The organism is Pseudoalteromonas sp. CO342X, from assembly GCF_004208915.1.
In the GTDB taxonomy this organism is placed as follows: domain Bacteria; phylum Pseudomonadota; class Gammaproteobacteria; order Enterobacterales; family Alteromonadaceae; genus Pseudoalteromonas; species Pseudoalteromonas maricaloris.
Window position 1 is genome coordinate 1 of the sequence record NZ_SGPH01000040.1, and the last position, 24,701, is coordinate 24,701.

21 protein-coding genes and 1 rRNA gene are annotated in these 24,701 nt (G+C 42.3%); 11 read left to right on the forward strand and 11 right to left on the reverse strand.

Annotated features, from left to right (window positions below):
- Nucleotides 1-174 precede the first annotated feature (174 nt).
- Nucleotides 175-288: ribosomal RNA gene (gene rrf, locus EXT47_RS18960) — 5S ribosomal RNA — on the forward strand.
- A 289-nt stretch (nucleotides 289-577) separates the two neighbouring features.
- Here rrf and rlmF read toward each other — a convergent pair.
- Nucleotides 578-1,435, reverse strand: a complete 858-nt coding sequence (gene rlmF / locus EXT47_RS18965; RefSeq protein WP_039494849.1) for a 23S rRNA (adenine(1618)-N(6))-methyltransferase RlmF — start codon at nucleotides 1,433-1,435, stop codon at nucleotides 578-580.
- 204 nt (nucleotides 1,436-1,639) lie between these two features.
- Here rlmF and EXT47_RS18970 point away from each other — a divergent pair, with 204 nt between their 5' ends.
- Nucleotides 1,640-2,530 (forward strand): alpha/beta fold hydrolase, encoded by an 891-nt coding sequence (locus EXT47_RS18970; RefSeq protein WP_130127313.1) that lies wholly within the window; start codon nucleotides 1,640-1,642, stop codon nucleotides 2,528-2,530.
- On the opposite strand, the gene EXT47_RS18975 is transcribed toward EXT47_RS18970, so the two are convergent.
- Both EXT47_RS18975 and EXT47_RS18980 read right to left on the reverse strand, forming a co-directional pair.
- Nucleotides 2,472-3,938, reverse strand: coding sequence for a sulfotransferase (locus tag EXT47_RS18975; protein WP_039494852.1), 1,467 nt, complete (start codon nucleotides 3,936-3,938; stop codon nucleotides 2,472-2,474). The two genes, EXT47_RS18970 and EXT47_RS18975, sit on opposite strands and share 59 nt — an antisense overlap.
- A 98-nt stretch (nucleotides 3,939-4,036) precedes the next feature.
- A complete protein-coding gene (locus tag EXT47_RS18980) occupies nucleotides 4,037-6,634 on the reverse strand; it encodes a TonB-dependent siderophore receptor (RefSeq protein WP_039494854.1) in 2,598 nt (865 codons plus the stop codon).
- Between the two features lie 532 nt (nucleotides 6,635-7,166).
- Here EXT47_RS18980 and EXT47_RS18990 point away from each other — a divergent pair.
- Together EXT47_RS18990 and EXT47_RS18995 are read left to right on the forward strand one after the other, a co-directional pair.
- Nucleotides 7,167-7,541: a hypothetical protein gene (locus EXT47_RS18990; protein ID WP_039494856.1), complete on the forward strand. Its 375-nt coding sequence runs from the start codon at nucleotides 7,167-7,169 to the stop codon at nucleotides 7,539-7,541.
- Between the two features lie 55 nt (nucleotides 7,542-7,596).
- Nucleotides 7,597-8,958 carry a M17 family metallopeptidase gene (locus EXT47_RS18995; RefSeq protein ID WP_039494857.1) on the forward strand — a complete coding sequence of 454 codons (1,362 nt, stop codon included), beginning with the start codon at nucleotides 7,597-7,599 and terminating at the stop codon, nucleotides 8,956-8,958.
- A 263-nt stretch (nucleotides 8,959-9,221) separates the two neighbouring features.
- Here the strand turns inward: EXT47_RS18995 and EXT47_RS19000 are convergent, their stop codons facing one another.
- Together EXT47_RS19000 and EXT47_RS19005 are read right to left on the reverse strand one after the other, a co-directional pair.
- Complete coding sequence (locus EXT47_RS19000; protein WP_039494858.1) at nucleotides 9,222-10,694, reverse strand: aminoacyl-histidine dipeptidase; 1,473 nt, start codon at nucleotides 10,692-10,694, stop codon at nucleotides 9,222-9,224.
- 97 nt (nucleotides 10,695-10,791) lie between these two features.
- The gene (locus tag EXT47_RS19005; protein WP_039494859.1) at nucleotides 10,792-11,862 is read right to left on the reverse strand and encodes a ketoacyl-ACP synthase III; all 1,071 of its coding nucleotides are present in this window, start codon (nucleotides 11,860-11,862) and stop codon (nucleotides 10,792-10,794) included.
- Nucleotides 11,863-12,099: 237 nt separating this feature from the next.
- Here EXT47_RS19005 and EXT47_RS19010 point away from each other — a divergent pair, with 237 nt between their 5' ends.
- From EXT47_RS19010 to EXT47_RS19035, 6 genes are all read left to right on the forward strand, one after another.
- A complete protein-coding gene (locus tag EXT47_RS19010; protein WP_240701633.1) occupies nucleotides 12,100-13,284 on the forward strand; it encodes an ATP-binding protein in 1,185 nt (394 codons plus the stop codon).
- Nucleotides 13,265-13,780 (forward strand): response regulator transcription factor, encoded by a 516-nt coding sequence (locus tag EXT47_RS19015; RefSeq protein WP_039494861.1) that lies wholly within the window; start codon nucleotides 13,265-13,267, stop codon nucleotides 13,778-13,780. Before EXT47_RS19010 ends, EXT47_RS19015 begins: the two co-directional genes overlap by 20 nt.
- A gap of 51 nt (nucleotides 13,781-13,831) precedes the next feature.
- The gene (locus tag EXT47_RS19020) at nucleotides 13,832-14,242 is read left to right on the forward strand and encodes a DUF1761 domain-containing protein (protein ID WP_130127315.1); all 411 of its coding nucleotides are present in this window, start codon (nucleotides 13,832-13,834) and stop codon (nucleotides 14,240-14,242) included.
- 6 nt (nucleotides 14,243-14,248) lie between these two features.
- Nucleotides 14,249-14,500, forward strand: a complete 252-nt coding sequence (locus tag EXT47_RS19025) for a hypothetical protein (protein WP_130127316.1) — start codon at nucleotides 14,249-14,251, stop codon at nucleotides 14,498-14,500.
- Nucleotides 14,501-14,671: 171 nt separating this feature from the next.
- Nucleotides 14,672-14,932: a hypothetical protein gene (locus tag EXT47_RS19030; protein ID WP_010379248.1), complete on the forward strand. Its 261-nt coding sequence runs from the start codon at nucleotides 14,672-14,674 to the stop codon at nucleotides 14,930-14,932.
- A gap of 136 nt (nucleotides 14,933-15,068) precedes the next feature.
- On the forward strand, nucleotides 15,069-17,084 hold the full coding sequence (locus tag EXT47_RS19035) for a TonB-dependent siderophore receptor (RefSeq protein ID WP_130127317.1): 2,016 nt from the start codon (nucleotides 15,069-15,071) through the stop codon (nucleotides 17,082-17,084).
- 46 nt (nucleotides 17,085-17,130) lie between these two features.
- On the opposite strand, the gene EXT47_RS19040 is transcribed toward EXT47_RS19035, so the two are convergent.
- Nucleotides 17,131-17,796 (reverse strand): hypothetical protein, encoded by a 666-nt coding sequence (locus EXT47_RS19040; protein ID WP_130127318.1) that lies wholly within the window; start codon nucleotides 17,794-17,796, stop codon nucleotides 17,131-17,133.
- A gap of 145 nt (nucleotides 17,797-17,941) precedes the next feature.
- Between EXT47_RS19040 and EXT47_RS19045 the strand changes: the two genes are divergently transcribed.
- Complete coding sequence (locus EXT47_RS19045; RefSeq protein ID WP_039495484.1) at nucleotides 17,942-18,712, forward strand: kinase; 771 nt, start codon at nucleotides 17,942-17,944, stop codon at nucleotides 18,710-18,712.
- 35 nt (nucleotides 18,713-18,747) lie between these two features.
- Here the strand turns inward: EXT47_RS19045 and EXT47_RS19050 are convergent, their stop codons facing one another.
- From EXT47_RS19050 to EXT47_RS19070, 5 genes are all read right to left on the reverse strand, one after another.
- The gene (locus tag EXT47_RS19050; protein WP_130127319.1) at nucleotides 18,748-19,596 is read right to left on the reverse strand and encodes a Tim44 domain-containing protein; all 849 of its coding nucleotides are present in this window, start codon (nucleotides 19,594-19,596) and stop codon (nucleotides 18,748-18,750) included.
- Nucleotides 19,597-19,740: 144 nt separating this feature from the next.
- Nucleotides 19,741-20,460 (reverse strand): DUF3379 family protein, encoded by a 720-nt coding sequence (locus EXT47_RS19055; protein WP_130127320.1) that lies wholly within the window; start codon nucleotides 20,458-20,460, stop codon nucleotides 19,741-19,743.
- Nucleotides 20,460-20,975 (reverse strand): sigma-70 family RNA polymerase sigma factor, encoded by a 516-nt coding sequence (locus tag EXT47_RS19060; RefSeq protein ID WP_010605216.1) that lies wholly within the window; start codon nucleotides 20,973-20,975, stop codon nucleotides 20,460-20,462. The genes EXT47_RS19055 and EXT47_RS19060 overlap by 1 nt, the downstream gene beginning before the upstream one ends.
- 156 nt (nucleotides 20,976-21,131) lie before the next feature.
- Complete coding sequence (locus EXT47_RS19065; protein ID WP_130127321.1) at nucleotides 21,132-22,763, reverse strand: BatD family protein; 1,632 nt, start codon at nucleotides 22,761-22,763, stop codon at nucleotides 21,132-21,134.
- Entirely contained in the window at nucleotides 22,757-24,694 is a 1,938-nt protein-coding gene (locus EXT47_RS19070; RefSeq protein WP_130127521.1) for a VWA domain-containing protein, read from the reverse strand. Before EXT47_RS19070 ends, EXT47_RS19065 begins: the two co-directional genes overlap by 7 nt.
- Nucleotides 24,695-24,701 lie beyond the last annotated feature (7 nt).

The window sequence follows — 24,701 nt, forward strand, 5'->3', positions numbered from 1 at the left end:
TGGAAGTGCTGTGAGGCATTAAGCTAACTCGTACTAATTACCCGTGAGGCTTAACCATACAACGCCAAAGTGGTTTATAAGCGACAGAAGTTAATAGACTAAAGTAGACAAAGAATTTAATAGCTTTTTCCGGATTTACATTGATGAGGGAGACTTCATTGATAAACAGAATTTCCTGGTGACTATAGCGTTTTGGACCCACCTGACCCCATGCCGAACTCAGAAGTGAAACAAAACAGCGTCGATGATAGTGTGGATTACCCATGTGAAAGTAGAACATCGCCAGGGCCAAATAAGAGAAACCCGTTGCAGCAATGCGACGGGTTTTTTGCTGTCTGGGGTATAGAGATTTGAGATTTAAAAACCTCGCGAGGTAAACTCGTTCCCACTCCCACTCCCACCACAGTATCAGCAAAGTGTAATATGGTAGGAGGTGGTTTACCCGCCGATGGGTTGTAATGAAGTTCCGGCAAAAAACCATGTACATCAAAACCCGTTGCAGCAATGCGACGCTTTTTAGCTGTTTGGAGTATAGAACGTCTCGCAAGGTGGACTCGCTCCTACCATATACACATTGCTAGGGTTTGAAAAAACTCCAGGCGATAAAACGGCTTGACTTATTACCTTGTTCCATCTCGATCACTTTCACTTGCTCGGCAGCGACCTGTTTAAGTTGTTGTTTTAGTGGTTTGACGTTATCTTTATTCGAGATAAGGGAAGTAAACCAGTAAACTTGCTCTTTGAAAGTGACACTCTCAGAGATCATATCCAGTATAAAGCGCTTTTCTCCACCTTCACACCATAACTCTTGAGCTTGGCCACCAAAGTTTAGCGAGGCTTGTGGTGCTCTGTTTAGGTTTTTCCACTTTCTTTGCGTACCCTTGTCTGCATCTGTTTCACTGGCATGGAAGGGCGGGTTACACATTGAAAAATGATAAAACTGGTTTGCTTTTATTATCGTTTTAAAAAAGTGATTAGGCTGCTTTTGTTGCATCACTTTTACCGGCAACTTATTTAGTTCTGCAATGGTTTTGGCACACTTCACAGCAAGAGGATTGATATCAGAGGCCACAAAGCGCCAGTTATACTCTCTTGATCCTAAGATGGGATAGATCAAATTGGCACCAGTACCAATATCTACGCCTTGCACTTTATCGGGCAAGTTACTTTCATCTAACAGATCTTTTAGCGCATGGATATAATCTGCTCTGCCTGGAACCGGGGGGCATAAAAATTGTGCGGGGATATCCCAAACTTGTATATCGTAGTCTGACTTAAGCAGTGCTTTATTCAACAGTTTTACGGCATCTGGATTGGTGAAGTCGATGCTTTTTATGCCATCAGCTCGGTTGTAAGTAAAATTCTTTAAAGCGGGTTCAATCGCTATAAGCTTGTCTAGATCATAGCCTGAATTATGCTTGTTTCTTAGGTGCACAGGATTCTTCGAATAAATAAAAAGGATTATAACACTTTTAATCGAACGCTTAAGTCTTGAATACTGGCTTTATCTTAAAAGCATATCAACCCTTTATTTGCCCAGTTTAAAAGTTTACTTATCAATCAGTCAACTGGTACGATGAGGCTAGTGTTCAAAGAATAAAAACAAAGAAATGATAGCGCAAAATCACTATTAGTAGATATAGCAGATGGACATAAACTCCACCTCAGATATATAGCGAAACCGGATAGTAGCGGCCCCGTTGTGTTTTTTATGCATGGTGCGGTTGAAAATGGCAAAATTTTTTATACTGAAAGCAATAAAGGGCTAGCGCCTTTTTTAGCTGAGCACGGCTATCGCTGTTTTGTTGGCGATCTTCGTGGGCGAGGAGAGAGTATTCCTAAAATCGACGCTGAAGCGGATTATGGTCAAACTGAATCAATCTTGCACGAAATCCCTGAAATGCTGAATTTTATCGAACGATATACCGGATCTAGAGCACAATATTGGATTGCGCATTCTTGGGGAGGTGTATTGATGAATAGTGTTTTTGCAAGCTTTCCTGAAGAAATCCAGCATGTTAATGCATGTGTCTATTTTGGTTCTAAGCGTAGTTTACATAACAATCACCCGAGCAAATTACTGAAAGCAAACCTAATATGGTTTAACGTTGCGCACTATTATTCGAAAAAGCATGGATACTTACCTGCAAAAAGACTTGGTTGGGGGAGTGATGATGAGTCTTTAAAGTCACATGCTCAAAGCGCTGACTGGGCACAGAAGCACCCATGGGTTGACTCCGATGACGGTTTTAATTATGCCGCAGTATTAAAAGACATGACGTTACCTCCAATCTTGCACATTGCGGGCGTTAAAGATAAAGCACTAGCACAACCTGTCGATATTCAAGCATTTATTCGTGAATCGGGAAAGGGGATACAAGAACTCAGAATTTATGGAAAAAAGCACGGCCATCGGCACAATTATGGGCACATAGACATGTTAACCCATAAACATGCGTGTGATGATCAGTTTAAAGATTTGCTGGCGTGGTTTGATCGCTTTGCGGTTGAGCAATCATTTTCTCAATAAACGCTTCATAGCGCTGCCACTTTTCTAGTGGCTGCGTGCTGATTGGCTTTCTGACCTGCGCCTTACTTAAGGTATGCACCGGCTTTTTAGATTTGTGAAACTCCAAGCATTCAGGTTCGTATTTTTGATATAAAAAGCTTAAGCATTGTTTGATGGACTTTTCAGGCTCTGCGATAAGTTGTTCGTAACTGAGCGTAAAAATATCTCTTTTCATAAATTGGTTAAAATGTGACATCAAGTCGCTTTGCGCTTGCGCATACAAGGCAAATTCACTTAAAGAGCAAAAGTAGGGCTCGCTTTCGGCGAAATGATTACTATAGACCGACCAGGCTGTCGCATTGAGGTTACGAGTTAAATGAATAATTCGTGCCTCAGGGAAGAGCTTGTGGATTAAGCCTAGGTTTTGAAAATTAGCTGGAAGTTTATTGATCACCACTTCTTCCGGCACTCGATGCCGCTTGATCTCGTCGACATAGAGTATGCGGCAATGATCTAACATAGAGTTACTTAGTTGGTCTAAACAAGCAGGGAACTCTGCATTATTGCGTTTACTGAGGTAAGGGACAATTTTATCGCTGATCACGGTATTCTCGCCTAGTGTACCAACATGTGAATGTTGCACTAGCATTTGTTCTAGGAGAGTCGAACCAGTTCTTGGCAAACCAACAATAAAAACAGGCGTAAATGTAGTCTTAACCCTATCACTAGGTTTATCAAAAAACGCTTTGCCGCAATTCTGTTTGATTGATTCAAAAAATGGCAGCATGTCTACAGTACGAAACTCGCTCATCAGCAGCTGTGTATCATTCGCTAAAGCATAGTTATCTTGAGCTGCATTAAAGTTACCTAATTGTTCATGACACTTAGCAAGAGCATAGTGAACCACTGTTTTTAGTCTCGGTGCTTCAAACTCATTTTCCAACTTTTCTAAAATCGTTAAGTATGCAGGTAATTCTTTGGCTGAGGACATCTGTACCAGTTCGTACAGCATAAAGGCTGTCACTGCGCCATGTGGACAATCTAATCCTGCTTTAAAGACGTTTTTAGCTTGTTCAATAAAGCCATAGTCCAAATAGAATTGACCGAGTTGGTAATGCGCTTGAGCATTATGCCTTGCCACACTCAAGGTGTATTCAAGTACAGTTTTTGTGTCGACAGGCGAGCCAACCGCTAAAAAAGCATCTGCCAATGCGAAAAGCGGTTCTAGCATTTTTGGTAGATGTTCGCATGCTCTTTTTAAATAGTAGATTGCGTTATCATACTGCTCTAAACGCATGCAAATACGGCCTAAACCAAATAGAGCAGGCCCGTTGTTAGGTGACTGTTTAAGCACAGACTTGTACATAAACTCAGCTTCTCTAAGCTTGTTTTCGGCTAATAATTCGTTGGCTCGCTTTAATAACAGCATTTTTTTATTCAGAGTTAACTACTTTGCTATATAGGATAAAAATAAAAAGGCGAAATAGCTAATGCTAGTTCGCCTTTGTTTCTGGGTTACAGTAAAAGTTAGAACGTATAGGTTGCTTTCACATAGTAGAAACCACCATTAATACCATATGGTGATGTTTCATAGTATTTGCCACCCCAGTTGTTATTTGGGATACCTGTAGCGTCAAAGAAGTCTAGTTCTTCAGCATCTTGGTCAAAGATATTATTTGCACCAACAGATAGACTGATTGAATCTGTTGCAAAGTAGGTAAGCTCTGCATCAAATGTGATTGTCGCGTCCGCTGTTTTTGCCGTTGCATCATAATCTACGTGAACGCCTTGGTATTCGCCAAAGTAGTTCATACGAACAAAACCTGAGAAGTTATCCCATTGCTGAGCCCAAGTTAACGTGCCTCTGTGCTTCGGTAAGTCGTTTTCTAAACGAGATACCTTGAAGTCACCTGTGATAGCAGAGAAGCGATCTACTTCGGTTTCATTCCAGTTGTATGCTGCACTGAATGTTGCATAGCCACCCAGCATATCCATAGAATAGTTACCAACTAAGTCGATACCTTGAGTCGTGGTATCGAAGTCGTTAGTGAAGAAGCTCACCTGCGCCAAGTTATCAACGTTAGGAACACCCGCCGCTTTAAGGGCTGCTTTGTCAGCATCACTTAAAACGATTTTTTCAGACTGGCTTAGACGGTCAGTTACTTCAATGTTGTAGTAATCTAAAGTAATAAATAAGTCGCCAGAGCGATATACCGCACCTAGTGTATAACTTTCTGACTCTTCAGGAGTCAATTCAGTACCACCAAGCTGCTCTGAAACAGGGTTTGTTGGTGGTAATAGTGCTGAATCTACCAATACACCACTGCTTAAGTTTGTCTGCACGTTAGACACGTTAGCTTGACCTACCGTTGGCGCGCGGAAACCGGTACTGATTGAACCACGAACCGAGAAGTCTTCGGTAACATGATATTGACCTGTGATCTTAAAGTTTGTAGTCGAACCAAATGAATCGTAATCTTCGTAACGAAGTGCCCACCCCATCATAAAGTCTTCAGTAAATGGTGTTTCAATATCTACATAAGCGGCATAGTTACGACGAGTGTATTCTCCTGCTGCAGAAGGTTTAAATCCAGGGAAACCATTTGAACCTATGCCAAAGCCTTGTTCAGTCAGCGGTCCTGCAATAAATGATGCTTCGTCACCTGAAAGTACTTCGAATGTTTCTTCATGCCACTCAAGACCTGCTGCAACGTTTACATCGTAAGCTAGGTCAAAATCATAGCCTTTTGACACATCGAAATTAAAATTCTTTTCCAGTTGGATGTATTTACCTGGGCTGAAGTCCATTGGTGTATCAGCGCCAAGAGAGGCATTCACAGTATTAGTGATGAAATAACGTGATTCGTTACGGCCCACCGAGCCACTCAAATCCCAAAAACCGCCTTCAAGGAAACCATCTTTAAATTCCCCTTCAACACCAATAGTTAGAGAGGTATCAGTGATGTTACCACCAAAGTTTGGAGTGAAGCCGCCAGGTAAAATTTCATTAAAGGCAAAACAGTTTCTACCTAACTCTGTATCAGCTGCAATTAATTGATATGCTGGGATATTCGCTACATTTTTATCCGTTAGATTAACGACTGGACACTCGATGCCAACACCTACGCCATCTAAGTCGCCTACGAGTAAGGTTTCGCCACCGTCGTTAGAATAAACACCTGGACGGGTTTGAGGGTTTCGATAATAGAATCCGCCTTTAACGTCTCGCTCAGAGTAGTTACCAAACATATAGAATCGAGCATTGTCAGTGACGTCTACACCAACATTACCAAAAATACTGATATCGTCTTTGATTTCTGGTGCACCCCAAATTTGCGCTGGGTCACCAACGCCCTCAACTCCGGCACCAATGTATGCTGCTGCGTCAGGACGTTGAACACTGCGGCTAGTCGCATCCGCTTCTTTGTACTGAAAGCTTAGGTTAGCAAATCCATCGTCCGTAAATGGCAGACCTACGTTACCTTCGATCACCGTCGTATCGCCGTCACCTTCGTAATATTCACCTTGACGAATAGAGAAAGATCCCCCTTCGCTTGCGTCTTTAAGTACAAAGTTCATTACACCTGCGATTGCATCTGAACCGTACTGTGCTGCTGCACCATCACGAAGTACTTCAACTTGTTTCAGTGCGATACTAGGGATCACTGAAATATCAGGACCTTGAGCACCATCGTTAATACCACCACCTAAAAAGGCAATAACCGATGAACGATGGCGACGCTTACCATTTAACAAAATCAGCGTACTGTCAGCAGGCAATCCGCGTAAGTTAGCTGGCCTTACTAAAGTCGCAGCATCACTGATAGGGTTCGCGTGTACGTTCAAAGACGGTACTGATCCTTTCAGTAACTCTAGCATGTCAGAACCTGCCGCCTTTGACATATCTTCTGCACCGATGATGTCGATAGGTACCGGTGACTCGCCCACAGAGCGAGGCGCCGCCCGAGAACCTACAACGGCGATTTTTTCGACTTTTTCATCTGCTTTAGCTTTGGTTTGATTGGCTTCTTCAGCCATTACGGTAGTGGTAAGAAGTGAAGTAGTTGCTGCAGAAGCGAGCGCGAAGCGAATTGCACGGCGCAGCATGTTACTTTTTAGTTTCATCCTGTTTCCCCAGTTGATTGTTGTTGTCATACCAATAAAAAAGGTCATTTATAATATTTTTACCTTTAATACACATATAATTTAATTTGCTATGTGTTGGCAAGCGCTTTTTTAAAATTAGCAGTGATTTCTGAAACTGCAACTTTCTTAATAACTTTTTGTTTAGGCTAAGAAGAATTACAAAATCCGCATGGTAAGTTATTGTTGAAAATGAACTTTTGAGCACTTCAACTGCTTTTCTAGATAAACACCCAGCAGCTTAAAATTTGTTGTTACAAAATTTGACGAGTTTACTGAAATTTCATTATTCAGTTTTTGTAGATTAATTAAACAGTGCTGAACGCTATTCTTTGTGTGAGTGATTATTGTACAGTTTTGTGTGGTAATTGAGGTTGATTTTGTTCTAATTCGTTGTTTTGCACACTTTACGTATAACTTTACTCGTTAGAATAGGTAATTTGTACCAATGGCTAATAGCTAAAGTGCTAAAAATTTTGATAGACTCTGGACAACACTATCTTTGAGTTTATTAATGAAACTGATCAAAGTTGTCCATAAAGCACCGATGCGCGTTGCTCGGATCAGTAAACGCAGACAGCAAATAAGATTGCGCAGAGCAATGATTGCGCTCAAATGCGCACTAGAACAAGAGAAACAAGAAACGAAAGAAATGCTTGAGATATACAAGCGATATACTTTGGGGCGAGCGCATAAGGCTGAGCTAAAAACAGCAAACGCCCAACTTGTGGATATTCTCAAAGGATTAGGACTGGGTGTGTTTGCAGTTTTACCTTTTGCCCCCATTACCATTCCGATAATCGTAAAGGTTGGTCAATTAGTGGGCGTGGATGTTTTGCCTAGTTCATTCAATTTGAAAAAAAAGCCAACAAAAGCCAAGGAACAGTGAATTTTCTTTTTAGCCTTGGTAATCTAAGTACGAATATAATAAATTTGAGGCCTACATGAACAACCTACTCGTTCACTCTGCGAAGGGTACACCCATTTCTATCTTCTCTGCTGCAGAATTAGCGTCATGGCAAGCGCAGCAGTCAAGTACGACACAGCTTTTCGTAAAAACCGCACAACTTCAGTCGCAAAAAAATATTCTTATTCCGAATGCTGATTCTGGAGAAGTAGAGCGAGTTATTGTTATTGCTGAAGACGATGATTTTTGGCTATTGGGCGATCTTGCAAAGCAGTTACCAAAAGGCACTTATTTTATTGATATCGCTTCTGAGCAAGTTGAAAACCACGCTATTGCGTTTTTACTGGGAGCGTATCAATTCTCTGCTTATAAAGAATTGCCAGCGATTGTCGCAAAGCTTGCTATCGAAGATGCCAAGGTATATGCCAAAGTAAAAGCGTCGGTCGAGTCTATTAATCTTGCAAGAGATCTGGTAAACACACCAGCTGCCGATATGATGCCCCAGCACATGGCTGAAGTAATGGAAGAACTCGCCGAGCAATATGGCGCATCATTTGAACAAATCATTGGTGATGAGTTGTTAGAGCAAAACTACCCAACGATCCACATGGTGGGCCGTGCGAGTGACAATGCTCCGCGTTTGCTTGATTTACGTTGGGGTGATGAAGACCACGCAAAACTCACTTTAGTTGGGAAAGGCGTGTGCTTTGACTCCGGTGGTCTGGACTTAAAACCTGCGTCTGGGATGCGTAATATGAAAAAAGACATGGGCGGAGCGGCTCATGTTATCGCGTTGGCCAATATGATTATGGCGGCAAAACTGCCTGTTAGATTACGCGTACTTATCCCTGCGGTAGAAAATGCAGTGTCTCGCAATGCCTTTAGGCCAGGTGATGTGATCAAAACACGTAAAGGTATTACGGTTGAAATTGATAATACCGATGCCGAAGGACGCTTGGTTTTATGTGACGCATTGGCTGAAGCGCAAACAGAAGCGCCAGCGCTATTGATAGATTTTGCCACCTTGACTGGTGCGTGTCGCATCGCCCTTGGCACTGAACTGCCTGGTTTTTATTCTACAGATCAAGCGATTGCTTCTGAGCTAATGGAAATTGGCCTGGGTAATGCAGATCCTATTTGGCAACTGCCTTTGTTTGATCAGTATAAGGCGCTGTTCAAGAGCGATATCGCAGACATTGCTAACTGTGGTTCGACACCGTTTGGTGGTTCAATTACAGCTGCACTGTATCTAAAAGAATTTGTTGAGCCAGCCACGACACCTTGGCTACATTTTGATGTGATGGCTTGGAACGTAAGAGCGTTACCGGGTAGACCTGTTGGTGGTGAAGCATTGGGTCTTAGAACTATGTTTAGTTATCTTGAGAAAAAGTTTAGCTAATAGTAGAGATTTGAAATCTACAAAAAGCCCTGCTATGTCAGCTGGGCTTTTTGTTTATTTAAAACAACATGATTTCAGAGTAATTATACCAACTTACTTAGCTAAGAGGTTTATTTTGAGGCAAGAAAATCTTGTCGATAGCCTGGCAAAAATTTTGCTATTTAGTTGTTCTAAATGATAAATTTTTAACACAGCTAGCGTCAGATTTAACCCCTCAAATTGAGCAAGTATTAAGTCAAATTGGTATTAGTTTTGGATTAGTTTTACTGCTTCTCAGGAATGTTTTCTAAGATCCCCTTCATTTGCTGCCAATATAGACCAACGCTTGAAATTTCTACCTTTTCCTCAGGAGAGTGTGGAAATTTGATGGTTGGACCAAAAGAAATCATATCCATGTTCGGGTAAGGCTCTTTGAACAAACCACATTCAAGACCAGCATGAATAACCATTATATGTGGCTTTTCGCCGTAGATTGATTCATACATATCACGGAAAATAGCGAGTACTTCTGAGCTTGGATCAGGTTTCCAGCCTGGGTAAGCGCCACTGAATTCAATGTCAGCCTGTGTCAGCTCGGCGAGTGAACGCAACATACCCTCGACATCACTGCGACCAGAATCAATTAATGAACGGATCAAACATAGGACTTCTAAACTATTATCTGTAGTAGAAATTACGCCCATATTAAGTGAGGTTTCAACAACACCTGGAATATCGTCGCTCATGCGTATAACACCATTAGGGCAAGCATTGAGAAGCGCTAGTACTTTGCTTTTAGAAGCTTGGCTCATTGGCAATGAGTTACTCGTTGAAGTGCTGAGCGCAAATGTGATTCCGGTTTCTATGGCACATAATTCTTGCTTAATGATGGTTTCATAAGCTTCAATAAGCGCTTGGAACTCGCTTATTTTCGCTTCATCAAAACTAATGACAGCGTATGCTTCGCGCGGAATTGCATTGCGTAGGGAGCCGCCTCTGACTTCGATAAGTCTTAGGTCAAAGTCTGCGATATGATGCTTTAAGAATCTTGCAAGCAATTTATTGGCGTTGGCACGGCCGGTGTGAATGTCGACACCCGAGTGTCCGCCGCGTAAGCCTTTTAGAGACAACTCAAAGATTTGATGGTGTTTAGGTAACACTTCTCGCGCGAGTTGTAGAGTTAAGGATGCATCTACACCACCTGCGCAGCCCATGTAGATCTCGCCTTCTTGCTCGGAATCGGTGTTGAGCAGGATTTCACCGTCTAACCAGCCAGATTGCAAACCAAACGCGCCACTCATACCTGCTTCTTCATCAACGGTTAGCAACACCTCAAGTGGACCGTGCTTGATATCGTCAGCGTCTAATACGGCTAAACATGAGGCCATGCCGATACCATTGTCTGCACCTAACGTCGTGCCAGTTGCAGTTACCCAGCCATTATCAACATACGGCTTGATTGGATCGGTAACGAAATCGTGAGCTGTATCATCATTTTTTTGTGGCACCATATCAATGTGCGCTTGCAATACAACAGGCTTACGATTTTCCATGCCGCTCGTCGCAGGCTTTTTGATGAATACATTACCTGTTTCATCACGACGTACGTCTAAATTTTTGCTTTTAGCCCAGTCAACAATAAAGCTTGCTAGCGCTTCTTCGTGTTTTGAAGGGTGGGGAATAGCACAAATTTGGTCAAAAAACTTCCAAATTGCTTGTGGTTCTAATTGACTGATCTCGGTATGCGCTTTGAGCACAGTAAACTCCTTGGATGAGAGATAATAATATTGCAATATTACCACCCACCCAAGGGCAAGATCGAGCAATTAACCCTAACTCGGGAGAATAGGTTAGTTATTGAGCTTGACTTGCGGCCACTGCTGGTGCAATCAATTCAAGGCCTGTTTTATCGCAATCAGGTAAACGTGCATCCGACAACGCAATTGGGGTCGTTCTTTCTCCCCATTTCAAATAGCTGGCAGCCCAGGTTAATCCTGCGCCAAATGCCGCCGACATAATATTAGCGTGTGGCTTAATAAGACCATTTTCGACAGCTTCACACAGTGCTATTGCAATCGTTGCAGCTGAGGTATTACCATACTTGTCGATATTAACCATGACTTTATCATCTGCAATTTCCAAGCGATTTTGGATAGCTTGAATGATACGAAGATTAGCTTGATGCGGGATAAGCACATCTATATCGTCTAATGAAAGTTGTGCTTGGTTGAGTACATCATCACATGCTTCACTCATACCTTTTACAGCCCGCTTGAAGATTTCACGTCCCTCAAAAGAGAGATCAGAAGGTCCGGTGCCTGCACAGCGATCCATATCCGTACCATAGTTTGGAATGTGTAATATACTTCTATCTGTGCTATCACAGCCAGTTTTGGTGCCTAATAGTCCGGTTGGTTCGTCACTTGCTTCAAGCACGACAGCACCTGCACCATCGCCAAATAATACTGCGCTGTCACGCTTTGCCCAGTTTACATACCAAGTCATACGCTCAGCTGCAACAACGACTGCTCTTTTAATCATACCGGTTTGGATCTGTGCGGTAGCGTTTTGTAGTGCATACAAAAAGCCCGAACAGGCCGCATTGGTATCACATGCTGCAGCACCAACAGCGCCAATATTTTTTTGTACTAAAGAAGCTGTATTTGCCACCATAGTTGACGGTGTACAGGTGGCAAGTAGCACAAGATCGATATCTTTACCTTCAAGCCCTGCACATGCCAAAGCGTGTTGACTGGCCACCGTTGCAAGTTCAGCAGTGCTAACATGGCTAACGCGTCTGGATTTGATACCTGTTCTCGTACTTATCCATTCATCATTGGTGTCAACGATAGTGCTAATTTCATCATTACTGATGCTAGCTGGTGGAATGCACTTTCCCCAGCCCGTGATTTTTGCATAAACCATAGTGTCTCTTAATCTAATCCGACCAGTTGGCCAATTTTTTATTTATACCAAATCCTTCACGGTATTGCCATAAAAGCGTCGCAGAGGTTCGTGTTAGCGCGATATAACTGACCTCGATCACACCTATTTTTGTTAGATTAGGTATAATTCTTTTATCTTAGCTTAGCTTCTTACATTTTCATGAAAATTGCGTTTTCTCCCAACTCTGCATTGGGCCAACTGTTGCTGTTGCGGTCAGTGGCAATCGTTATCCAAATTGTGATGCTAGCGATAGCGGCTGTCGTTTTTGGTAAACAATTTGATTTTGTTTCTGTGGCTGCGGTGGTGGCTGCGGAGTCGGTATTTCAGCTATTAAGTATTTACGCCTACCGTAACACAAAAGAAGCAGCGCCCATTGGCATGACAATGCAATTGTTGGCGGATATTTTGTTTCTTACTATTTTGTTGGATCTGACCGGCGGAGCAACCAATGCGTTCGTGTCTTTGTTGGTACTGCCAACGGTTATTGCAGCAGTAACGATCCCAACTATCAATATGCTGATGGTGTCGGCTGGGGCGATTGGTGCTTATCTCTATCTTTATATAAAAATGTCTCATGAACATGTCCACCATATGGACATGAGCACTCACTTGCTCGGGATGTTAGTTAACTTTACTTTCACTATCATAGTCGTTGTTACTGTGGTGAGCATATTGGTAAAGCAAAATCGAAAAAAAGAGCGGGCAATTGCAATGTTACGAGAGCAGCAGCTACAGCAAGAGCAATTAATCGCATTAGGTAGTGCAGCGGCACAAGCGACCCATCAACTCGCCACGCCAATCGCACATCTGGCGCTATTACACGAAGAGCTAGAGGAGTCGTATCCAAAAGAGGCATGTGTTCAAGAAATGTCAGAACCTCTTGGAAAATGTAAGGAGCAGCTTAATGTCTTTAGAGAATTTACTGAGTATTTAAAGTCAGCGTCTAAACAAATGATAACTGTAGAGCATCTTGCTGAGCAGTTAAAAGAATTAACGAATTTACAATATCCACAGCAGCATTTTCGATTCGATATCATTAATGTTCAGGGGACACTGTGCGATGATCCTATGTTGATGCCTTCGATTTTAAATCTTATTAGTAACAGCGTGCGAGCAAATGAACAAGCAAAACAGACTGACATCGACGTGATATTTACCTCAGAGTCGACTGAACATGTGATCACCATACTTGATAGAGGTGAGGGAATTGCAGAAGAAAGGCTAGCGCAGCTGGGGCACAATGTTGTGAATAGTGAACTAGGGCTTGGCATGGCTGTACTGCTGAGTCATGCGACAATTGAACGGCTTGGTGGACATCTGCTGATTGAAAGCGACCTTACTTATGGCACAAAATGTACAGTTAAACTACCAAGGGTGAGTGATGAAGTTACTGCTTGTTGAAGATGATGTGCCTTATGCGCAGACATTAATAAGGCGCTTGGAAAAACAAGGTTTTAGTGTTGAACATGTTACTTCCATTGAAGATATGCAGGTGGCTTGTAAACAAGAGGCTTTCGGCTACATATTATTGGATATGAAACTTGGTGAGACCAACTCAATAAATTTCATAACACAAATCAAGCAGCTCAATGCAAATGCTCGCATTGTATTATTAACGGGTTATGCCAGCATTGCGACTGCAGTTGAGGCGATAAAATTGGGCGCTGACGACTACTTAACTAAACCTGCAAGTACCAGCTTGATAGTACAAACGCTATTGGGAGAGAAAGGCCAAGAAATTGTGGAAGAAGTCATGTCTCCAGAACGACTAGAGTGGGAACATATTCAGCAAGTTTTAAAGGCAAATGAAGGTAATATCTCTGAAACCGCGCGGCAACTTAACATGCACAGAAGAACGCTGCAGAGGAAATTACAAAAGAAACCTGTTTATAAGTAGGTTTTCACTTATACTCATTATTAAATAAAATGAAATATGCTGAGTTAGTCGATGATACTCTCATTTGAAGCATTAAACCTTTGGGCAATTATTCTCGCCGCTTTGTCTTCCTTTATGTTAGGTGGTATTTGGTATTCGCCTATGCTGTTTCAAAAAGCCTGGATGGAGGGATGTGGACTGACAGAGCTTGACCTACAAACGAGCGATCCCAAGATGACTTTTGGCGTCGCATTTTTGTTGTCTCTGTTATCCGCTGTGTTTATGGCAGTAATGCTTGATCTATCGCTCTCTTTGCTAGCGGCTACCGGAGTTGGGCTTGGTGTGGGAGTTTTTTTCGTCGCCAGTTCACTAGGAATAAGCTATATATTTGAGCAGCGCCCGATGAAATTGTTTTTAGTCAACGGTGGCTATCATGTGTTACAGTTTACGCTCATTGCATTTGTACTCAGGATTATGAGTTAATTCGGTATGGCAAAACCCAATAAAAAAGGCCCTGTTAGAACTGTCGATATTTATTGTGCTGGATGCCGCCTGCAGCTATTTAAGTATCGTAAGGGAGGCAAGGGCAGCCTAGTTAAATGTTTTAAAGAACGGATCACCCAAGATTTTACCACCAACCAAATAAACTGCCCTCATTGTGAGCAAGAGTTTGCCCGCGATACATTAGTGAGAGGTGCGCCAGCACTGAAAATAATCGGTGGCAAGGTCACTTTCAAGTAGTTATTACTTCAATTTTCATTGCTCACTTATTGTTGTTATCAGACAAATGTCCTGTCTTGAATTTTCCAATTTGTTACTATCTCGCCGTTTGGCTTTGCTGTTTCAACGAATGAAAATGACCCTTCCCATGGAACTGGGCCAGCCTATTGGGTCTTGCTAAATGGAAAAAACATGATCGATTTAATGTTCGATATCATCGGTATGACAGGCACTTTCTTGGTTGTTGGTGCATTCTTTATGCTACAGCTGGAAAAGGCATCTCCCGATAGTTTAACGTATAACTTAATGAATTTAAGTGGTGCGATCCTACTACTGATTAGTCTTTGTTATAACTTTAACCTTGCAAGCTTTGTGATTGAGCTATTTTGGATCGCAGCGTCTTTAATTGGTTTATTTAAATATTTCAAAGCGAGAAAGTTGGCATCGGCTTAGAGTCTAAAAGAAAAGGCTAATCAAAAACTTGCGTAGTGGCTAGGAGCAAGTATTATTAAGTTAATCATATGCTGCTACGTAGGTTAGAGTAATCTAACACTACGAGTGAAGTGTGGGAACATAGAGCTCGTATAATATGAAAAACTTAAGCGCTTTAATTAAAGTCACACCATTATTACTTCCTTTTGCGGTAGTCGCTGAACCAGAAGCTACGGACTCCGACCTTTATCAGCTTTCGTTTGAAGAGCTGTTGAACGTAAATGTCTCTATCGCAACCAAAACCGACGAAACGAGAGCATCGGTTCCCTCTAGTATTACTGTTTTTAATTCAGAACAAATAAATAGCCTAGGTGTCGACAATGTTTATGATTTAATGAACTTTGTACCTGGTTTTCAATCTACTCGAGGCGATTGGGTCGGGGCTGTGCCAAAAGAGCATACTCGCGGTGTGTACTTGGATACTGGACATGTGTTAGTGATGATTGACGGCCAAAGGCTCAATGAGTCCTCATTTGGTAAAGCATCAGTCTACACACCTTACATTCCGATTGAGATTATCAATAAAGTTGAATTTATCCGAGGTCCCGGTTCCGCCCTGTATGGTAGTAACGCCTTTCTTGGCGTGATGAATATTATTACCAAAAAGCGTAATAATCAGCTTTCTGTTGGTTATGGTGAACACGGCAGTGCGCAAGCAGCGTTGAATCTTTCAAGGCAAGTGTCGGATGAAACACGGCTCTATGCCAATTTAGCATTTAATAAACGCTCAGGGGATAGCTATTTTGGAGGTGCTGTAAAAGACCCGTTAGAATCACTTTTTGTTGTATTTGGAGGTAGCCATCAAGCGTTAACATGGCAAGTAAGGTTTAACCGTACTCAACTTGATGAGTTTTTAAATCTTTCCCGTTATTCCCCTGAAAACGAGCATAAAAGTGAGAACTATGCAGCAACATTTGAGTATCATTGGCAAGCTACTGAGCAACTAGAGTTAACGCATAAGCTAAGCTTTATTGAGCATAATATAGAAAGTGCAGGACTCATCGTTACAGCAGCAGAAATTGGTATCACGCAAGGAGGGGACTTCTTAGTTGGTCCAGCTTGGCAATCCAGAGACTTAACTTATAACCTAGATGGTGGTTATAAACAAAACGACCGGTTACAGTGGAACTTTGGCGTTGAGCTATCAAAAGAAGAACAAAGTAAAGCTGGCGTTAGAACCTCATATTACGATCAAAGTACCGGTGATATCATCATTTATAACCACACTTATTTAGGTGGTATTCAAACCATATCTGATTACGCCCCTTTTTATCCGTTGCGACAAGACTTTGATTCATATGCTGGATACGTTCAAGCAAAGTATCGGTTTAGCGAGCAACTGAGTATGTTCGCGGGTGCACGATATGACGAAGTGAAAGATATAGATGATAAGTTATCGCCTAGACTAGCGTTCGTTTATGGTTACGATGAGGCAAACACTTTTAAGTTGCAATATGGGGAGTCTTTTCGCACCCCTGTGAGCAACGAACTTAACTCAAATGATGATGTTACATCAGGTAATTCGGAGTTAACTTCAGAATATGTAAAAACCACAGAGCTTGTTTGGCACTATCAAGATGAGTCTAAACAGTTTGATGTGGTGTTATTTGATAATAAGCTTGAAGACTTCATTAATCTAGTACCAATAGATGATGAACAAGCGGAGTTTACATTTGATAACGTCTTTGAGACGAGCATGCAGGGTATTGAAGTTAATGCTAATTTTAATCTGAGTGGCACAACTTGGATACAAGGCGCATACACCCAGTTATTTGACGAGCCATTAAATGGCAGTTTTAAAAAGTTTGCTGCACTTGCCTTTACTCATAAAAGAGAGGCGGTAGAAGTAACTTTAAATGCAATTTGGCGAGACACAACATTTATACCTGCTCCCCCTGAGTCAATTGTCGATGATTTCGAGCAGTCAAGTTACTACCTCATCGGCGGCACCGTTTCTTTCAATTTGGATAATCACGCTAAAATTCAACTGAAAGCTGAAAATCTTTTTGATAAAAAATACACCGTATTTGATCCAAGATTGATTGACGGTCATGTGCCACAACAGGGCAGAAATATCATGATTCTGTTTGAATATCGCTTTGGATTAAAATGATAATTAAAACCACCATTTATGAACTAATGGTGGTTTTTTTGCTTTCTTAGAAAGGATCAGGACATTTTCCTTTGCAAGGGTAGCCATTCCATCTGAGGATGATATTTCGCGATGTTGAGGATGAATAACCATCGTTATCACGAACTTTAGCCATTACATTGAAAGAGTCTCCATCTTGTCCAACAAGTTCAGTGGATGAACCACTCTGTTTTACGCCATTAACCCAAAGCTCCTGAGAACCAATCGAACCATCTTTATCTCTGGCAACGATATACACATGTCTATTAGCACTACCAGCTATTGCGCTATGCCAAATTTCGACCGACGGTTTATAGTCACACACAGTTTCATAAACGGCTTCCGAATGAGAAAAAGGAACATTATGTGCTGTACAAGATACTAAGTGAGTTTCTCGTAAGCGTGCGCCAGTAACTCCGGTAACCCACTGTTCTACTAATTCTTGTAGCTGAGCGCTATTTGAAGTTTGTAATGGTATATACTTGCGAATTGTAACAAAGTTATCATCCACGACATGACAACTTCCAATTCCAGAGGGACATGTGCTGTAGGCATATTCACCTACGCACGAAGCTTCACCTTCATAAAAGTTTTTAGTACCTGTTTGCTCGCTTCTGCAGTTAACCGGTTCATACTCTACGGCATTTGAGAAGCATGAAACACACATTAGAATTGAATAGATTATTACTTTCATACGTTTTCCTTGTTGTTTTTATATTACATACAAAAGATATATTTTTATTTATTAATTGTAAATGTTTGGTGTTTTGATTTTTTGGTTTTATAAAGAGGTGATCGAAATGGCTTTGGCTTATAAGTTAAAGAATAGGATAGACAAAATGTTTTCAACTGGAGACTTCTCATACCCTCTACTAGTAGGAGTTTCTGGCGTTCAGGGCTCTGGTAAATCAACACTAAGCTATTCTCTTTGTAAACAACTTAGGGAAGTTGGCATTGCCTGTAAGTGTGTGTCTCTTGATGATTTTTATTTAGACCCAGAAGAGCGGGCAGTGCTTGCTTCAAAGTTTCATCCGCTGTTTCAACAAAGAGGCTTGCCTGGTACTCATGATCTGCAACTATTACAAGGTGTTATAGACAGGTTTAAACGCGGCGAAGCATTAACTTTACCTGTATTTGATAAATCAATTGATAGGAAGTTGCCAAAATCAAAATGGCGAGAAGTTGAGGCGGGTTTACAGGTACTTATTATCGAGGGGTGGTGTATGGGAGTGGAGCCGCAGCCTAGCGATGAGTTAGCATCTCCCGTTAATCAATTTGAGCAAGAGTTTGATAAAGACGGTTCGTTTCGCTTACAAGTGAACCACATTTTATGTGAAGAGTATCAAGCTATTTTTTCACAATTAGATAGTCTCATTTATTTAAATGGAATGAGCTTCGACAGAGTATATCAGTGGCGCCTGCAACAAGAGCATATGCTCAAAGCATCGACTGGAAAGGGAATGAGTGATGAGCAAGTTAGACAATTCATTCAGCCATTTCAACGCCTTTCGGTATGGGGGATGCAAAGCTTACCAAACATCGCAGATATTGAAGTGTGTTTGGGTGAAGATAGAGCTGTGCTGCAAATAAACACTCAACTTGGTGAATAAACAAGTTGAGTGTAATTTTTACTAAAGTTGATGAATTAGGCCGCTAGCTCTTCAACACCAACGATTAACCAGGGTGCATCCCCCGTCGTTTTACGCTCTAAGTGCCATATTTCGTGGATAGGTTCTTCTTGCATGTCGCCGAGGTCACGATATTTGCCAGTAAACTTAATGCTAACTTCCCAAACGTCAGGGCGTGTATCTGCACGGACTAACTCAGCATCAACAAACATCACTTCAGTGTTAACGTCGCCTTGCTGCTCTCGCTCACGTTTGAACTCTTCAACCAACTCTGGACTCAAGTATTCAGAAACCGTCGAAAAGTCGTTGTTATTCCAAGCGGTTTGAATGGTTTGATAATGCTGCCTTGCGCCTTGTAAAAAGCCGTTGATATCAAAATCTCTAGGCAGATTCATAGGCACGCTACTTGCGCCAAAACCACCGCCAATTGGTCCTTGGTTTTGAAATTGTTGTGGTGGTGGCGTATTGTTGTAGCCACCCATGTGCGGCGCACCGGCATAACTTGGCTGCTGTTTTTTTGCAAGCATGCCTTTAACCAATTTGAAGATTAAAAAGGCAGCAGCGGCAAGCAAAATCATTTCAAGGAATTGAAATCCTTCAAAATCATCGCCAAGCATTGTGGCAATTAGACCACCGGCTAGTAATCCGCCAAGTACACCGGCCATAATGCCTTTTTTACTCGACTTAGGTGTCGTAGTCGATTTTGCATTTAATGCTTGTGTATCAGTTTGCTGCTTTTGTTGGGTTGTTTGTGTTTGCTGGGTTTTTCCTGAGCTCTTACTACCAAACTTCTTTCTTGCTTCAGCATTAAAACTAGCTGTAAATAAAAAAGAAACAAGGGAAAGTAACACAATGAAATGTTTCATAAAGTTCCTATATACCAAAATAACTGCCGCCATTGTAAAGAACTAACATGGCTATTTAAATAGGTATGTACCTCAATTAAATTTGTATTTTGAGAGGTTTAGTAAGGATATTGAGACACCGCCCCAAAGAGTGGGGCGGTGGCGTTATAACCAGCGTAGTGAGCTTGTCACTTCTGATTGGAAGGTTTCAATCGGCGTACCTCGGTTTGCCACCAGTATGGTGTTGGCTTTGCCATCATGAGCAATTAAGCCTTCAAAGCGGTTATCACCAAAACTATCTTTGCCGTCAATCGTACTTTGTTGACCAGCTGGCACGACAAAAACCGTGAGTGGACCAAACTCGGATTGCATAACCAAGTGAAGGCTTTTTTGGCCTTTAAAATTACAAAATGTCGCGTAAACCACTTTACCCGGCAAGTTGTCGAACTTACCCCCAAACATCGCGAGCTTCTCGTTCACGGTTTGCAGTGACACTGTTTCTTGCTTTTGCAGTGCATTCTCTTCGTAATACACATGAGCAAGCGCATGTTCACCGGTATCGACAGGGTGTCCAAAACCACCAAAGTAAAAGACCACGGCGGCAAAAAATACACTGGCGGCAATCGCAAATGGTGCAGTAGCGCGTCTAAACCAAGACACTCTAACCACTTTTTGTTCTTCCGTTTCAAGCTCCTTTTGCTTTGCAATTATCTTATCAGCCAATCCCTCGGGCACATCAATATCGAGTGATTTTCCCAAGAAATCGTCGAAAGCTTGCATTTCTTCGACCAGTGCTTGCAACTCAGGTTGCTGTTCGGCCTGTTTCTTGACCTCTTCATCATGAGGATCAGCAACGAGGCGGCGTCGAAATTCGAGTTCATCCATCAGTTTGATGCCCCCTTTATTGGTTCATATTCAGTCGTTAAAGCGTCTTTTAGCTGGTTGCGAGCACGGTATAACCTTGTCATCACCGTGTTTTTATTCAGCTCAAGTATATCGGCGATTTCATCCCCAGAGCATCCCATCACTACTTGCAGTAGCAGTGGTTCACGATATTCTGGTGCTAAGTTGGCTATTTGTCGTTGCACAACGGTTTGCTCCATTGCATCATCCAAAGCCGAACTGGTATCGTCGACCAGCGTATCTTGTTCAACCTCCGCATAGTCAAATTGCTTGCGCTCAAAACGACGTGCATTCTCTCGTCTTAAAATAGTTAATAACCAAGGCTTTGCTGCATTTTCATCTTGTAATGAATCGAGTGCGCGCCAAGCCCGCAAAAAAGTTTCTTGTACTAAGTCTTCTGCTATTGTCGGATCGCCAGACAACCAATAAGCGAACTTATATAGCTCTTTGTGGTACATCCGAACCAGTGACTCGTAGTGATGTTGTTTACTGGCCATATCTATGAGACCTATCTTTTTGCAGGTTTATTTCAACAAAAACGTATTTTATTTTAGTTGATTTTGGGAGTGTATCTCACACCAAGCATAATGGATCTGTTAATTATTTACTAACAAATCTAGTTCGTCTTGCAATAAAAAAGCGCCCTGAGGCGCTTATTGATATAGATTGCCTAAATTCTGGCTTTTATTTGCGTGAACCGTGCTTTTTACACTGGTTTTAATTTCACCATATAGTTGAGCCAAGTCTACTTTTGCGCTATTGCCTCCATACAGCGAGCTTTGTAGCGTTTGTACTTGTGCTCGCAATGAGCTGGGCTGAAGTGCTAGCCATTGTGTCATGGTGATATTTTGTTGTTTGGTGTAGCGCAGTAACGCTTGATAAAAGCCCGTTGGGTTATCTTGCTTAACCGCTTCTTCAAATGAAATAAAAGGTGCTGGATTTTCATCAGTGACCGTATTGACTAGTGGGTTTGAGGCAGGTTTTGCTCTTAGGCGCCATATTAGTAATGTTATTAGCCATAATACGTATCCGAAAGCGGCGAGTCCCCACATCCACAGCGGGATAACTTGCTCTGTGATCACGTTGGTTTGCGTAGCCGTTGATGGATTTACGCTTGGACTTGAAAGCGGCTGCGTGATTGGAGCAGCCTGTGGTATGGCAGGCTGATTTGGGTCATGAATCACGCTGACAGACTTACTTGGTAATGTCGCAAACTCTTCACGTTTAGTGATGGTGTTAAACCAAGGTAGTTTTACTTCGGGCAGAGTAAAATCACCGGCAAGTTGCGGTAGGTAAGCAAAAGAAATGGTTAACTGTGAGATGACTTTTCCATCTCGGGTAATTTGCTTACGCTCTGACGCGTCTGGATAAATTCTAAACCCATTAACGTCTTCGAGCTGAATGTCAGGAAGCTGCTCTTTAGTAACACCCACTGCAGTGAGTGTTAGTGTTCGCGTGATAGGCGTCCCAACCATAAACTCGGTATCTTTGGGCTGCCATTCTTCAGAAAAATTCAAATATTCACTGGGTAGCCAGTTATCAGCAGCGTTAGCTGGGATTGGAGATACTGAAAAGTCAATGGTATTGCCAACTGCAGAAGTCGCCATTCTACGATAGCCATCTCTGATCTGGCCGTTGAAGATCGGCGGCTCTATGCTGAAATCACCACTTTTTTGTGGTTGGATCATATATTCGCGAGTGAGCACCATGTAGCGTCGGCCGTCAATAACTTCGTATTCTTCACTGGCTTTGCCCAATTGTGTGAAATTAGCGCCATCTGATATTGGGGCACTCAGTTGACCATCTAGTAGTTCTTTTCCTACATAGAGCTTAACGGTATAAAGCGCAGCCTGTTGAACATAGAGATTTTTTGTCTTGAGTTCGGTTTTTACGAATATATCTTCACTTTGCTGCTCATCATCACGAGCGACAACTTTTATTTCGATCGGCTGGGTCGTTTCACCATCTACTTCCAACGCAGGAATGGTGTAAGTACCCGGAGTGCGAGCAACGAGCTGCATTTGCCAGGTAGTGGAGCTTGAAACGCTACCATTAATGATACTGGTTCTTGAGCTGGTATTCACCGGGCTGGTGATAAAGTCGTTACTAAGCACCGAAACATCAGGAATGGTGCCTTTGACTTTGCCCTCAGCGATAATCGACAACGTGAAATATTCACCTGCGAGCACTGGGTTTTTGTCTACGCTGGCTGTGAGATTTTCCAATGCCAACGTGGCGTGGCTTAATATCAACAAAGACAGAAAAAATAGAATGCGTTTTACCATGATTTTTCAGCTCCTCTTGGTAGACGTCTTTGTTTACGTTGTTGTGCTTCTAGTTGCATTTTATTTCTCAATAATATGGCCGGATCATCAGGTACTTTTCTAAGCAGTTGATTAAGCTGTTGCGCTTTCTCAATTTCTTCAGGGGTAAGTGGCCGACTATCTTGCATCATTGCAGCCTGTGCCTTTTCTTCATCCTGCGGTGGTTGCTCGGGATCGGGCGTAGGTGCGGCTTGCGCTTGCTGTTGTTTTTGCTCTTGAGTTTGTTCGTCAGCTGCTTGCTGGTCTTGGCGGGCAGCATCTAGCTCTGGCTCGTTGTTGTTTTGTTCTGACTCACTTCCTGCTTGTGAATTCTGTTGGTCTTGCTGACTTTGTTGGTCTTGCTGACCTTGTTGGTCCTGCTGACCTTGTTGGTCTTGCTGACCTTGTTGGTCTTGCTGACCTTGTTGGTCTTGCTGACTTTGTTGGTCTTGCTGACCTTGTTGGTCCTGCTGACCTTGTTGGTCCTGCTGACCTTGTTGGTCCTGCTGACCTTGTTGGTCCTGCTGACCTTGTTGGTCCTGCTGATTTTGCTGCTCTTGCTGATCCTTTAACGCTTCGACTAACGCTTTATTATCCTTCGCTTGCGTAAAATCAGGATCTAGGGATAAGGCTTTTTCGTAGGCAGAAATTGCGTCGTCTAATTTACCAAGCCGTGCTAGCGCATTGCCCAAATTGTATTGGCCTTCTACTGAGCTTGTTTGTTCGAGTGTTTTTACCGCTCCTTCGTAATCTCCAGCTTTATATAGGGCTGCACCTTTTAGTACCGGATTATCGGCAAGAGCAGCTTCATCGAACGCTTCATTTTGGTAGGCCTGCAGCGCGTTTTGGTCGCTATTTTTAAACCACTGTGTCCATTCATTCGCCAGCGCTTTTTGTTGCGGCAACATCGCAAAAACAACCAAAGCACTGAGCATAACTGCGTGATTTCGAACCAATAGCAGTGCAAGTGGGATAAGTACAATCAGCAGATATATTCCCGCATCTACTCGCCACTTAGCACTTTCTTGGTCGCGTTTAAGCACCGATGTATTTGCACCCAAATTAGGTTTAAATGTTTCTATGTCACTGCTGTCAGCAGTATAGCTGGCAAATTTTCCACCTTTTACTCTAGCGAGTTTTTCAAGCCGAGTCGGGAATAACTTTGGCACGACTATCTGACCATATTGGTCTTTTAAAAAGCCGCCTTCAGGTAATTTGATTGGTGCGCCTTGCGCCGTACCTAAGGCATAGATACTTAACTTAAATGGGCTGTCAGAAAGAAGCTTTTGTACATCTTCAGCGTCTTCTTGTTCAAGTCCATCGGTTACCAAAATAATGTCACCATAGGTTGCACTTGCACCTGTTAACAAGCTAACGGCTTCTTCGATTCCTGCATATACGTTAGAGCCTTTTGAGGGCATGATCTCTGGACGAAGGCTCGGGATCAAATTCTCAAGAGTGGTGACGTCCGTTGTGAGTGGTGACACGGTAAAAGCATCGCCTGCATAGGCAACTAAACCCGTTTCGCCTTCTTTAAAGAGCTTGAGCATGTCTAAAGTCTTAAATCTCGCTTGTGTTAAGCGGTTTGGCGCGAGGTCGGTTGAGTACATAGAATAAGACATATCCAGCACTAACACTCTAGGTGCTTGAGTTTTAAAAACCGGTACTTCTTGTTTTTCGATACTTGGTCCTGCAACCGCAATAATGGCCAACAAAAAGAACACAATACCAAGCCAAGAATTACTTTGTTTTTGGTGTTTTTGACCATCGCTTCCCATCACCACCTTCATCAGATGCGGTGCGATAAGTTGCGCTGATTTTTGATTGGACTTTTTAGACCATTGCAATGCACTGTATATCACCCAAGGAATAAGCAACCAAAGCAGATGTGGGCGAATAAATTCAAATTCCATCATATTA

What these genes read in the sequence shown, in the direction of transcription:
- EXT47_RS19030 (WP_010379248.1), top strand. Translation starts at nt 14,672, where the DNA reads ATGATCGATTTAATGTTCGATATCATCGGTATGACAGGCACTTTCTTG.
- EXT47_RS19045 (WP_039495484.1), top strand. Translation starts at nt 17,942, where the DNA reads ATGTTTTCAACTGGAGACTTCTCATACCCTCTACTAGTAGGAGTTTCT.
- EXT47_RS19025 (WP_130127316.1), top strand. Translation starts at nt 14,249, where the DNA reads ATGGCAAAACCCAATAAAAAAGGCCCTGTTAGAACTGTCGATATTTAT.
- EXT47_RS19020 (WP_130127315.1), top strand. Translation starts at nt 13,832, where the DNA reads ATGATACTCTCATTTGAAGCATTAAACCTTTGGGCAATTATTCTCGCC.
- EXT47_RS19070 (WP_130127521.1), bottom strand. Translation starts at nt 24,694, where the DNA reads ATGGAATTTGAATTTATTCGCCCACATCTGCTTTGGTTGCTTATTCCT.
- EXT47_RS18975 (WP_039494852.1), bottom strand. Translation starts at nt 3,938, where the DNA reads ATGCTGTTATTAAAGCGAGCCAACGAATTATTAGCCGAAAACAAGCTT.
- EXT47_RS19005 (WP_039494859.1), bottom strand. Translation starts at nt 11,862, where the DNA reads ATGGTTTATGCAAAAATCACGGGCTGGGGAAAGTGCATTCCACCAGCT.
- EXT47_RS19015 (WP_039494861.1), top strand. Translation starts at nt 13,265, where the DNA reads ATGAAGTTACTGCTTGTTGAAGATGATGTGCCTTATGCGCAGACATTA.
- EXT47_RS19065 (WP_130127321.1), bottom strand. Translation starts at nt 22,763, where the DNA reads ATGGTAAAACGCATTCTATTTTTTCTGTCTTTGTTGATATTAAGCCAC.
- EXT47_RS19055 (WP_130127320.1), bottom strand. Translation starts at nt 20,460, where the DNA reads ATGGATGAACTCGAATTTCGACGCCGCCTCGTTGCTGATCCTCATGAT.
- EXT47_RS19040 (WP_130127318.1), bottom strand. Translation starts at nt 17,796, where the DNA reads ATGAAAGTAATAATCTATTCAATTCTAATGTGTGTTTCATGCTTCTCA.
- EXT47_RS18995 (WP_039494857.1), top strand. Translation starts at nt 7,597, where the DNA reads ATGAACAACCTACTCGTTCACTCTGCGAAGGGTACACCCATTTCTATC.
- EXT47_RS18980 (WP_039494854.1), bottom strand. Translation starts at nt 6,634, where the DNA reads ATGAAACTAAAAAGTAACATGCTGCGCCGTGCAATTCGCTTCGCGCTC.
- EXT47_RS19050 (WP_130127319.1), bottom strand. Translation starts at nt 19,596, where the DNA reads ATGAAACATTTCATTGTGTTACTTTCCCTTGTTTCTTTTTTATTTACA.
- EXT47_RS19035 (WP_130127317.1), top strand. Translation starts at nt 15,069, where the DNA reads ATGAAAAACTTAAGCGCTTTAATTAAAGTCACACCATTATTACTTCCT.
- EXT47_RS19060 (WP_010605216.1), bottom strand. Translation starts at nt 20,975, where the DNA reads ATGGCCAGTAAACAACATCACTACGAGTCACTGGTTCGGATGTACCAC.
- EXT47_RS18990 (WP_039494856.1), top strand. Translation starts at nt 7,167, where the DNA reads ATGAAACTGATCAAAGTTGTCCATAAAGCACCGATGCGCGTTGCTCGG.